This window comes from Okeania sp. SIO3B5 (assembly GCF_010692555.1).
Lineage (GTDB): Bacteria > Cyanobacteriota > Cyanobacteriia > Cyanobacteriales > Microcoleaceae > Okeania.
Window position 1 is genome coordinate 16,334 of the sequence record NZ_JAAHHG010000082.1, and the last position, 12,707, is coordinate 29,040.

General features: G+C 36.6%; 8 protein-coding genes and 1 pseudogene. 8 read left to right on the forward strand and 1 reads right to left on the reverse strand.

Going from position 1 to position 12,707, the window contains the following annotated elements; genetic code table 11:
* Positions 1-230: 230 nt before the first annotated feature.
* Complete coding sequence (gene truB, locus F6K54_RS13730; RefSeq protein WP_293078333.1) at positions 231-1,133, forward strand: tRNA pseudouridine(55) synthase TruB; 903 nt, start codon at positions 231-233, stop codon at positions 1,131-1,133.
* A gap of 764 nt (positions 1,134-1,897) precedes the next feature.
* Here the strand turns inward: truB and F6K54_RS13735 are convergent.
* Positions 1,898-2,239 carry a hypothetical protein gene (locus F6K54_RS13735; protein WP_293078335.1) on the reverse strand — a complete coding sequence of 114 codons (342 nt, stop codon included), beginning with the start codon at positions 2,237-2,239 and terminating at the stop codon, positions 1,898-1,900.
* A 1,427-nt stretch (positions 2,240-3,666) separates the two neighbouring features.
* Here F6K54_RS13735 and sat point away from each other — a divergent pair.
* The 7 genes and pseudogenes from sat (at position 3,667) to ahcY (ending at position 12,325) form a co-directional block, all read left to right on the forward strand.
* Complete coding sequence (gene sat / locus F6K54_RS13740) at positions 3,667-4,839, forward strand: sulfate adenylyltransferase (RefSeq protein ID WP_293078337.1); 1,173 nt, start codon at positions 3,667-3,669, stop codon at positions 4,837-4,839.
* 249 nt (positions 4,840-5,088) lie between these two features.
* Positions 5,089-5,553, forward strand: a complete 465-nt coding sequence (locus F6K54_RS13745) for a hypothetical protein (protein WP_293078339.1) — start codon at positions 5,089-5,091, stop codon at positions 5,551-5,553.
* A 33-nt stretch (positions 5,554-5,586) separates the two neighbouring features.
* Complete coding sequence (locus tag F6K54_RS42925) at positions 5,587-5,838, forward strand: transposase (RefSeq protein WP_366558133.1); 252 nt, start codon at positions 5,587-5,589, stop codon at positions 5,836-5,838.
* 18 nt (positions 5,839-5,856) lie between these two features.
* Positions 5,857-6,210 (forward strand): annotated as a pseudogene (locus tag F6K54_RS13750) (IS200/IS605 family accessory protein TnpB-related protein); the annotation flags it as partial.
* Positions 6,211-6,595: 385 nt separating this feature from the next.
* Complete coding sequence (locus tag F6K54_RS13755) at positions 6,596-9,022, forward strand: caspase family protein (RefSeq protein WP_293078341.1); 2,427 nt, start codon at positions 6,596-6,598, stop codon at positions 9,020-9,022.
* Between the two features lie 234 nt (positions 9,023-9,256).
* Positions 9,257-9,826 carry a Uma2 family endonuclease gene (locus F6K54_RS13760; RefSeq protein ID WP_293078343.1) on the forward strand — a complete coding sequence of 190 codons (570 nt, stop codon included), beginning with the start codon at positions 9,257-9,259 and terminating at the stop codon, positions 9,824-9,826.
* 1,221 nt (positions 9,827-11,047) lie between these two features.
* On the forward strand, positions 11,048-12,325 hold the full coding sequence (ahcY, locus tag F6K54_RS13765) for an adenosylhomocysteinase (RefSeq protein WP_293078344.1): 1,278 nt from the start codon (positions 11,048-11,050) through the stop codon (positions 12,323-12,325).
* The last annotated feature ends 382 nt before the right edge of the window (positions 12,326-12,707 follow it).

A 12,707-nucleotide genomic window follows, 5' to 3' on the forward strand; every position in this document is an offset into this window, starting at 1 on the left:
ATATCAGTAAAGACTTTTATATTTAATCAGCAAGCCCTAATTAATGAGACCTGATATAAAACTAAAGAATATAGCAATGAGCGCTGGTATATTTACAAATTGCAGGAGAGGCCAAATAGCTAAAAGTCTTATATTATAGGCAATTTATTCCCCCTGTTGCCTTCCGGAGCTGTTGCCTGTTGCCTGCGCACAGCGCTATAACGAAAAATTATGGATGGAATAACAATATAATGCAAGGCTTTCTCAATCTCAATAAACCATCTGGCATGACTTCCCATGACTGTGTAGCAAAAGTAAGAAAGTTACTACGTCTCAAGCGTGTTGGACATGGAGGAACTCTCGATCCTGCTGCTACTGGTGTCTTACCTATTGCTGTAGGAAAGGTAACTAGATTATTACAGTTTCTACGCTCAGAAAAAGCTTATTCTGCCACAGTTAAATTTGGTGTCATTACAACTACTGATGATTTAGAGGGAGAAATTGTTAAATCTACACTAGCGCCACAGTTAACATTGTCTGATATAGAAGCGGTGCTGCCAAATTTCTTAGGAAAAATTGAACAAATGCCTCCTAGCTATAGTGCAATACAGGTAGAAGGAAAGCGACTTTATGATTTAGCTCGTCAGGGAAAAACTGTTGAAATTCCGACTCGGGTTGTAGAAGTATCTAGTTTAGAAATTCTTGACTGGCGAAGTGGAGATTTTCCTGAGCTAGATTTAGCGATCGCTTGTGGTACTGGAACTTATATTCGGGCGATCGCTCGTGATCTAGGTGCAGTTTTAAATACTGGAGGAACTTTAGCTTCTTTAACTCGAACAGAAAGTAGTGGCTTTTGTTTGAAAGATAGTCTGACTTTTGAGGAGATAGAAACTCAACTGCAACAAAAAACTTTTAGTCTCTTATCACCGGAGGTAGCATTGGCACATTTACAAGCGATCGCTTTAGTTCTTGAGGATGCCAAAAGATGGTGTCAAGGTCAACGTTTACCTTATCAGAAAAAATGGGAAATAGAAGACGAAAAAACTGAAAATCCTCTGCGAGTATACAATATTGAAGGTGTCTTTCTCGGTATTGGACAGTTAATCAAATCCGAAGAAAATTTATTATTAGCACCTCAAGTTGTAATTCTTTAATCAGAAGGAAGAAGGAAAAAGAAAAAATCTGGCTTTGTCTGAGTTTTAAGTTTTTGATATGTCCACGCCCTGTCCTTAAACTGCTATACCAATTTTTTTTATTAGACCAAATTCAAGAAAGATTGTTACAGTAAAATATAGATGCTTAACGGAATTGAAAAATCTTCACTGTTTATTTAGGGCTTGCTGATTAAATATCAAAGCATTTACAGGTAAAGATTTTAACCTTTTTAGGATCGAAAAAAGTGCGCCTGTTTCAGCTCTTCACGTTCAAAAAGGAGCGTATTTTAGGTGCATAGTTGGGCAGAACAATCTTGGGACAATTCTTAACTACTACCTCCTCGCTCCCAAGCCATTTCTCCTGTCTTCCCCTCCACCGGAGGGGGAGGGGCGAGGGGTGGGTTGTCTCCTGTCTCCTGTCTCCTACCCTCACCCATAAGATTTTTTCAGCAAGCCCTATTTATTATACCTACCACCTACCACCTAACACCTAATACCTTATCAAAGTAATTCTCTCAGGAGGGAAGAAGAAGGAGTTTTAAGTTGTAGAAAGTTTTTTTGTCACACTCTTATCCGGAAACGATCTTAGATAAAAAAATCACGAGTTTACCTAAATTTATGCAATATTACTAACTTATCTGAATTAAGGAAATTTCAAATTTCAATTTTACAGATAAAAAGTCTGAAAATATTACTTTTATTGCCCGTCTTTTGTAGACATTATATTGGCGAATGAAATATATCCAGACTTGCACCAAAACGACCTAATTATTTAGTAAAAATTCAAAGGATTGCCTGAAAGATTTAATATCTCCCACTCTTGCCACTAAAAGATTTTCCTCCCCAGCATCTTTTAAGCGAGAATTCCAATACTGAATACTATCAGCGTTATTCATCCAAAAATTAATCACTGTTTCGACAACTTTATCTACTCTCCAACCACGATGGATAGAAACATTTTCGACAGATTTTATAAACACATCTAAAGAACATTGATGATTTCCTAGATATTCTACAGTTAAGTTTTTTTCTACTTGCAGTTTTTGTTGGTGATTAAAAAAATGTAAGATTGGAGAAATACCTAAAAGCTCAAAAGTATACTGCATTTCTATTTTTCCTCTCTAATTATTTTTGATATTGTAACTATATTTTAGATACATTCAAGTTAGCAGTCTTTCAAGGTGAGTGCTAATTTATTGACCTCAATTAATTCAAATGCAAAACCTTGAATTTGTCCTCAAAATATAATGGCGTATTTTTAGCACTCATTATCAAAGATTGCTAATAGTTTACCTAGTTGAATTTTGTAGTTTGGCAAACTTCTTAATTTAGATAATACTAATTTATAAAATCAGTTTTTGTCAAATTATTTACATTTAAGACGACATTTTATTTACATAACTTTATATGATTTAATTTTGACTTTTTTTCTATGTAGTCGTCCTATTTAGATTGTATGGAAAATCTCTGCAAATTAGAGAACAGAAAAAACTGGTAATAATTTCATATTTTATTATTGATAATTAATTTATAGGTAAGCATTCAGCTATTAGCTGTCAGCTAGCCTCCTCCGGAGGAACTGCGGACTTCAGCAACAAGACTCTCTCCTTAAAGAAAGTGTTTAAATTAACAACTGACTTTAAGGGCAAGGGAGCCAACTTTTGTAGTAAGACAATTCATAAAGCTTTTATCCTAAATTAAAAGCAATAGCTGATAGCTGATGGCTGACGGCTGAATGCTTACATTTATAGCAATATGATTTGAGTTGTGAGATATTGAAAACTTTTAGGGAACAGGGAATAGGGAATAGGGAACAGGGAATAGGGAATAGGGAAAGAAAAACAGAAATATTAAAGAGGAAAAAAGGTTGAATTGTTAGAATTTATGGAATTTATGATTAGAGCTTGCTGATTAAATATAAAAGCATTGACATATAAAGATTTTAGCCTTTTTGATATCTAAAAAAGTGCGCCTGTTTCAGCTCTTCATGCTCAAAAAGGAGCGTATTTTAGGCGCATAGTTGGGCAGAAAAATAATTCTTACAATTCTTACCGAATTATTAATTATTAATTATTAATTATTAAATAATTCGCGCCTTGAAGTCTCCCCTTTTAAGGGAAAAAAGCGGTCGTTTGCGGAGCATTCCGTAGGATGGGATGGCGAGGAAACCTGCGCCAGATCCAATCGACCAAGAGAAAAGAAATAATATCTCCTTATATTCAATTCCGTAACGGTTAAAACCCGAGGTAATTATCAATTATCAATTATCCATTATCAATTATCAATTATCAATTAATGAATCTTACCCCCTCGCTTATTCCCATTTCTCCTGTCTCCTACTAAAAGACTTTGTCAGCAAACCCTAATTAAAACTAGAGAAGTTAGAAAAAAGAAAGCATCTTCGATCATTACCTTAAACTCAAACAACTTCTAATAACAAAATCTGAAGACAGAGGTTTCTCAAAGATGTAAGATTGAGATTAGAAAACCTAATTTTGATCGACTACTGTAGTTAACAAAGAGAGGAATTGCTTTGAGTCAGCATCCCAATGGTATACCAGCACACGGTGGCCATCTGATTAATCGGATTGCCACACCAGCAGAACGACAAGAGTTCATGGAAAAAGCTGAAAGTTTACCAAAAATACAACTAGATAAACGAGCACTTTCAGACCTAGTGATGATAGCTATAGGAGGTTTTAGTCCCCTCAATGGCTTTATGGAAGCGGCAGACTATGAAACCGTAGTTACTGATATGCGTCTTCAAAATGGTCTACCTTGGAGTATACCAGTCACTCTATCAGTCTCAGAAGAAGTAGCAGATTCAATCAAAGAAGGAAGTTGGGTGCGTCTTGATTCTCCCGAGGGAGAATTTGTAGGAGTTTTAGAATTAACTCAAAAGTTTCGCTACAATAAAGCCCATGAAGCAATTAATGTCTATCGTACAGACGAAATCAAACATCCAGGAGTAAAAGTTCTCTATGATTCTGGCCCCGTTAACTTAGCAGGTCCAGTATGGTTATTAGAACGTCATTCTCACCCATTATTTCCCAAATATCAAATCGATCCAGCCGAATCTAGAAAACTATTCCTAGAAAGAGGTTGGAAGACAGTAGTAGGTTTCCAAACTCGTAACCCCATCCACCGCGCCCATGAATATATTCAAAAGTGTGCTTTAGAAACAGTAGATGGTTTATTTCTACATCCTTTAGTAGGTGCAACCAAATCAGACGATATTCCTGCTGATGTCCGGATGCGTTGCTACGAGATTATGTTTGAGAAATACTTTCCTCAAAACCGAGTAATTATGGCCATTAATCCCTCAGCCATGCGTTATGCTGGCCCAAGGGAAGCAATTTTTCATGCTTTAGTGCGGAAAAACTATGGTTGTACCCATTTCATCGTTGGTCGAGATCATGCTGGGGTAGGAGATTATTACGGTACTTATGATGCTCAACATATCTTTGATGAGTTTGAGCCCGGAGAGTTAGATATTGTGCCAATGAAGTTTGAACACGCTTTCTACTGTACTCGTACTAAAGGTATGGCCACAAGTAAAACAAGTCCAAGTTCACCAGAAGAGCGAATTCATCTATCAGGAACAAAAGTACGAGAAATGTTACGTCGGGGTGAGTTACCACCACCAGAATTTTCACGGCCAGAAGTCGCTGAAGAGTTGGCTAAGGCAATGAAAGCATCTAGCTGATATTAGCAGAAATTTTTCTGGTACACTCCTGATATTATGAAGCATAACTGTACCAGAATTTGGAGGTAGGTTGAAAAAGCTATACAAAAAGTCAGCTTTTCAACCGCCCCTCAGAATTGGGGGTAAAGACAGAAAGTGAAAACTTCTCTAAAGTTCATCAAACTTACTCATTACTATAGCTATCCAACTAAAATGAGTAAGTTTGTTCAGTCGTCTATCCATTGAGTCACTATCAGCTACAATTAAGATATGAAGCTAGTTGAACGTCATGTTATTACCAAATCCCATTATTTGTGGTCGGAAATTGACCACAAGTCTTTTTTGTCTAAAAATCTGTTCAATTTAGCTAACTATTATTATCGCCAATATTTCTTTGAAAACAAAAAGAAACTAAATTTTAATGAACTGTATCACAAGGTATCTAAAAGCGACGATTATCAAGCTTTACTTACCAAAGTAAGTAAGCAAATAATCAGGAGATTAGATTCAGCTTGGAGTAGTTATTTTTCAGCCTTAAGAGAGTGGAAAAAACAGCCAAATAAATTTTTAGGTAAACCAAAAATCCCCAAATACAAACATAATACAAAAGGCCGAAATATTCTTCCCTATCCAGATGAATCAATTGACAAAAAAACCTTAAAAAAAGGAATTTGTCACCTGTCTATGAGTGAAATAAAAATCCCCACTTCACAGACAGAAATAATAGAAACCTGAATTATCCCTAAAAGTAGCTGTTACATAATAGAAATAGTCTATGAAAAAGCGGAGGAAACAACAGAAAACGAACAAATAGCAGGAGTAGATTTAGGGGTAAATAACTTAATAGCTGTAACGACGAATCAAACAGGAACTATACCTCTTTTGATTAAAGGCAGACCATTAAAAGCAATTAACACCTTTTATCATAAACAGCGCTCTTGTTTACAATCTCAATTAAATAGCCATAATAAAAGTAATTCTAATCGGTTAAAAAAATCAACTCATAAACGAAATTTTTGAGTAGGAAACTATCTCCATACAGCAAGTAAAAGAGTAATAGATTGGTGTGTAAACCATGAAATAGACATCTTAATCATTGGGCATAATCAAAATTGGAAACAAGAAATAAAGTTAGGGAAAAAGAACAATCAACAATTTGTGAATATCCCTCACTATAGGTTAATAGAAATATTAACGTATCAAGCCCAACTAAGAGGAATAAAAGTAATAATTACCGAAGAATCCTATACATCTCAATCGAGCTGTTTAGATGGGGATGATTTACCAAAATATGGAGAACAAAAACCGAAATTTAGTGGAAAAATAGTAACAAGAGGGTTGTATAAAACCAGAGAAAATAAATTATTAAATGCATATTTCATTAATGGATAATGAATAATAAAAATTATCTCTAATTATAAATTATCAATTATCAATTATTCATTGGTAAAGATGTCTTAGACCAGGGAATAAAGGGTTTACCGCTTAACCCTGTAGTGGTCGATCCACTACGAACAACTAAGGTTTCAGGCTTTTGATTAAGTTTGAGTAAGTTTAGTTAAGCGGTCAAGTTATCTATATTAAATTTACATTAACTTGATGGCTGGTTAAGAACTGACCTGAAATATGTAGTAAACTAAACTCGCAAGTGTTTAAAGTTGGCGAAGATCGTCCCTATTGGTTAACTGCAGAATGCTTCGACTATGTAAAAAATTAATAATGTTGTTATCAAAAGTCTTAATTGACTCAGTTCAGGTGAGGACTTTAAGGAAAAAGCATGGGATTAAAGCGGCGTGAATTTCTACAAAGGGCTAGCTTGGCCCTAGGAGCATTGGGAATAAGTGAAGCATGGTGGTGGCGACTCCAAAGTCGTTATTCAACTGCCTTAGCTGAAACTACTGGACGTAAATTAGCACTTCTAATAGGTATTAATGAATATCCGGATGCACCTCTATCTGGGTGTATTACAGATGTAGAGATGCAGCAGGAATTGCTAGTTCATAAGTTTGGTTTTTTACCTACTGATATTCTCACTCTCACAAATAAACAAGCTACCAGAGAAAATATAGAAACAGCTTTTATTAGTCATCTAACTAATCAAGCTAGACCCGATGACCTAGTTCTCTTTCACTTTAGTGGTTATGGTAGTCGTGTCAGTAAAATGATAACTGAGGATCAACAAAATGAGTCCAGTTCCTCAAAATTAACTTTTCAAAATACTCTAGTGCCAGTAGATGGTGTACCTCCAAACAATGAAGGTAAAGCAATAAATGATGTACTAGAAGAAACTTTATGGTTATTAGTGCAATCGCTTGAGACAACAAAAGTAGTGACTGTACTAGACACTAGCTATGTATATCCTGGTCAAAGTTTACAAGGTTTTCTCAGAGTTCGCTCTCGACCTAGTTCGACTACAGAGGAAATTAATAAAAAAGAGAAAGCAATACAAACACTGCTACGGGATCATCAAAATTTAGCAAGAGGACAGCTAATTAATCAAAACCAATTACCAGGATTGATCCTGAATGCTAGTCGAGATAGCCAATTTGCTACCGAAACTGACTGGAATGGTTTTAGTTCAGGTCTATTTACTTATGCTCTTACCCAAAATTTATGGCATACAACTCCTGCAACGAAACTACAAATTAGTTTTGCACAAGCAACTAGCTTCGTCGAACAACTAGCTGGAACTTATCAGCAACCGGAACTCAAAGAAGGAACAAAACAAAATATAGCTCAATTTAAAGAAGCTACTATAACTCCAGTAGCTACGCGTTATCAAAATCTCTTGAGTCCCATATTACCAGCTTCTAGTGGTGTAATTACCTCAGTAGAAGATAACGGCAAAATCGCAAGTCTTTGGTTAGGAGGACTGCCAATTAATATTCTTGATGCAGTCACATCTAATTCCCTATTTACAACTGTACCTTCTTCAGATTTAAACTCAAACAACTACCTATTTCAATTACAAATTCGCAGTCGGACTGGTTTAACAGCTCAAGCTTCTATAATTATTGAAACTAATACCTCACAAGAGTTACAAGAGTTATCAGGACAGGAAAAACAGCAATTTGAAAATGGAGAAAATCTAAACAGCGAAACACAAAAATCTTCGCCTAATCCTCAACTGTTGGCAGGAGAAATGGTGCGAGAAAAAATTCGCATTTTGCCAAAAACTACTGAATTGACTATTGCTCTAGCTCCGGAACTGTCAAGAATTGAGCGGGTAGATGCTACCAGTGGATTCTCCGCAGAGTCACAAGTTACAGTAGTCAACAACACCCAAGCAGCAGATTATGTATTTAGTCGAGTACAGGAAACAACTATTGCTCAAAGTCTCTCTACTCCTCTACCTTCAATGTACCAAGGTCGTTATGCTCTATTTTCTCTAGGCCAGGTGCTTATACCCAATAGTGTAGGAGAAGGAGTAGAAGGAGGAGAAGCAGTAAAAGTAGCAGTACAAAGGTTAAGTTCCCAATTAAAAACTTTGCTAGCAGCTAAAATACTACGCTTAACGAGCAATGAAAGTTCGACTCAAATCAAAGTCAGAGCGAACTTTGCTACTATTACTCCAGAAGCAAAGATCGTTGTGCGTCGGGAAACTTTAGGGGTAAGTAATGAGGCGAAATTTAAAACGAATATACAAGGTGTAGGTAGTTTTGGAGTTTCTAATGGGTTACTCACATTACCAACTGGTAGTCGAATTCAATGTCGATTGTATAATGACGGCGACCGCCCAGTCTATTTTATGTTATTCAGTTTAGACAGTAGTGGGCGCATTCTTGTTCTCGATCCCACTGCATCTAATCAACCTCTCAATAATGACGAACCTTCACAAATAGGGTTAGCTATCTCTCCAGAAGATAGTGTAAATATGCCTCCTGTGATTAGTAATTTTCCTAGAGATACACAATCTTTTGGGTGGAAACTAATTGGTCCTGAAGGGTTGGTAGAAAGTCTAATTATCTGTAGCTATCAACCATTCAAGGAAACAATAGCTGCTCTTAATGGAGATGTACGTCAAGTTAGAGATGATGGGCTAATTCAAGAAGTATTAAATCCTTTGAACGTAGCACAAGCAGTATTACGAGACTTACAAAGTGCTAGTCAATCAGCTGTTCAATCAAGTGGGTTATCCACTGATGATTATGCTCTAGATATTAATAGTTGGGCAACTATGAGCTTTGTGTGTCGAGTTGTCTGAAAAAAAATATAGCGCTGTGCGCAGGCAACAGGCAATAGGTAACAAGCAATAGGGGGGAATAAATTGCCGATAATATAAAACTTTTAGCTATTGGGCACATCCTACAATTTGTAAATATACCAGCGCACACTGCTATACTTTCATATAATGAATGGAAAAAAGGGTTATTTAAGCCCTTTTTTTCAATATTTCCTCCTTTCCTACTTCTACCAACTGATAACTGAAATTACAACTATGCAGAAAATAGAGACTCCTTTAACATTTCGACTGTGGACAGTTGATGAATATTATCTGATGGCTGAAGCAGAAATATTAGACCCGGAAGAACGAGTAGAGTTAATAGAAGGACAAGTAATTAGAATGGCAGCAAAAGGAATTGCCCATGTTATAGCTGGAAAGCAAATACAAAAGTTACTAGAAAATCTTTTAGCAGAGAAAGTTTTAGTTTGGACACAAGACCCCATCCGATTAAATAATTATTCTGAACCAGAACCAGATATCGCTCTTGTCATGCCACCGTTAAAACGTTACTTAGACCATCATCCAACAGCTTCAGAAGTTTATTTAATACTTGAGATTGCAGATACAACTTTGAGAATTGATACCCAGAAAAAGGCAAAAACTTATTCTAGATCAGGAATAGCAGATTATTGGGTTTTAGATATTGTAGACCGCCAGTTGCACGTTTTTCGGAAACCTACTGAAACTGGTTATCAAAACAAGATTATTTTATCAGAAACAGAAAATATCTCTCTTTTGGTATTTCCCGATGTGAGCGTAACTGTAAGTCAAATGTTACCATAGAACGATAGAGCATCCGTTCCGCTTTCCTACAAAATCCTACGCCAACGCGATCGCGTATAGCTGATATCAAATCTGGTTGAATACTTAGGGTTTGCTGAAAAAGTCTTATGGATGAGGGTAGGAGACAGGAGACAGGAGACAGGAGACAGGAGAAATGGGAATTATAGAGGAGGTAGGAGGAAGAATAATCAAGAGATTATTTTGCGCAACTATATGCCTAAAATGCTAATTTTTTGAACCATTACGACCTAAAAGCTTGGATTTTTTTTAACTCAAAAATGCGCTCAACCTTGATATGTCAATGCTTTTAGATTTAATCAGCAAACCCTACTTACTATACTATATAGTTGAGAGTAGGGGAGTGGGGGAGATTAGATAGACATCTCGAATAATAAAAAATAAAATCAATTATCGTACAGAAATTATCAATTATTTCCCTGTAGGGACGTTGCATGCAACCTCCCTACACCCTATCCGTGGAAGAGATGTCTAATAGACATCTCCAAAAATCAAAAAGACAATCAATTCTTATCCAGAAATTATCAATTGTTCTTCCCTGTTCCCTGTTCCCTGTTCCCTGTTCCCTGTTCCCTCTTTTCTGGAGATGTCTAATATTGAAGTAATTTAAGAAATTATCAACAGATATTATATAGCTGGATTCTATGTGCAATTAATATCATGTCCGATAGCATCGGAGCGTGTATAAAATTAAGGTGACACTCTTGAGAAAACCTTCTGCCTCCTGCCTCCTGCCTCCTGCCTCCTGCCTCCTGCCTTCCTTAGATATTATATAGCTGGATTCTATGTGCAATTAATATCATGTCCGATAGCATCGGAGCCTGTATAAAATTAAGGTGACACTCTTGAGAAAACCTTCTGCCTCCTGCCTCCTGCCTCCTGCCTTCCTTCCACCAAAGTATAACTATTCAACCGGACATGATATAACCGGATTTGATATAAAGTCAGAAGTCAGAATGTTAAAGAAGCAATCAACGATCAGCTTTTCCTGCGGAATGCTGCGCAAACAGCAATCAGTAGATTTTTTTTTGAGACGCCCTCGTTTGCGGAGCATTCCTTAGTCCCGATCGCTTGAAGAAAAGAAACTGCAATAACATATATTGGTATGAATGTCAAAACAAATTTTGTCGTATTAACACTCTTGATCGACTTTTGTAAAATTAGCTATACTGACGAAGAATAAAATTTCAAGGAAATAACCAAATGGTTGCAACACCAGTCCAAATTAAACACGAAGTAAAAGACCAGTCCCTCGCTCCTTTAGGAAAACAAAGAATTGAGTGGGCAGGTAGAGAAATGCCTGTTTTACGTCAGATTCAAGAACGCTTTGCCAAAGAAAAGCCATTAAGCGGAATTAAATTAGCAGCTTGCTGTCATGTTACAACCGAAACTGCTCATTTAGCGATCGCCCTCAAAAATGCTGGTGCTGATGCTGTATTAATTGCCAGTAACCCTCTATCTACTCAAGATGATGTAGCTGCTAGTTTGGTAGTAGATTATGGTATTTCTGTATATGCCATGAAAGGAGAAGATGCAGAAACTTATCTGCGTCACGTTGAAATTGCTCTAGATCATAAACCTAATATTATTATTGATGATGGTAGCGATGTAGTAGCAACCATGGTTAAAGAGAGACAAGAACAACTTTCTGACCTCATTGGTACTACAGAAGAAACTACTACAGGTATTGTTCGTCTAAGAGCAATGTTTAATGATGGGGTATTGACTTTCCCTGCCATGAACGTTAACGATGCAGACACTAAGCACTTCTTCGATAACCGTTACGGTACAGGACAATCTACTCTAGATGGTATCATCCGTGCTACTAATGTTTTATTAGCTGGTAAAAATACTGTTGTTGTAGGTTATGGATGGTGCGGTAAAGGTGCAGCACTCCGCGCTAGAGGTTTAGGTGCAAATGTAATTGTTACTGAAATCGATCCAGTTCGCGCTATTGAAGCAGTAATGGATGGTTTCCGTGTTATGCCAATGGAAGAAGCTGCTCCTCTAGGGGATCTATTCATCACTGTTACTGGTAACAAGCACGTTATCCGTGGCGAACATTTTGATGTGATGAAAGATGGAGCGATCGTTTGTAACTCTGGTCACTTTGATATTGAAATTGACCTAGAAACTTTGGGTAAAAATGCTACTGATATCAAGACAGTTAGACCTTTCACTCAACAGTACACACTCAAGAATGGTAAGTCTGTAATTGTATTGGGTGAAGGTCGTTTAATTAACTTGGCTGCTGCTGAAGGTCATCCTAGTGCAGTTATGGATATGAGTTTTGCTAACCAGGCATTAGCTTGTGAATATTTAGTTACAAATAAAGGTAAATTAGAACCAGGTTTACACTCTATTCCTGTGGAAGTTGATAAGGAAATTGCTCGTTTGAAATTACAAGCAATGGGTATTGGTATTGATACTTTGACTCCAGAACAAATCGAATATATGAATTCCTGGACTGTTGGTACCTAATTAATTTTTTAGGGAATTAAGAATCTAGTTTAATCTAAGTTACTATTCCTTTGATAATTTTTAGCTTTATTTTGCTTGAAATAACCCCGGTAAAATCTTGGTAAAACATCCATAATTTTATCTGGGTTTTTTATATTTGTAGGATGCTATTTTCATTAATGGATAATGGATAATTGATAATTAGGGTTTGCTGATTAAATATCGCGCTTATTGACTGATATTGGTTTGAGCAATTTTAGATCTGGAAAAAATGCAAGGTTTTAGGTGGTAATGGTTCAAAAATTCAGGATTTTGGTCAAGAGTTGGGCAGAACAATATTGGGAAAATTCTTACTCCTACCTCCTCCAAATTCCCATTTATTCTGTCTCCTGTCTCCTGTCTC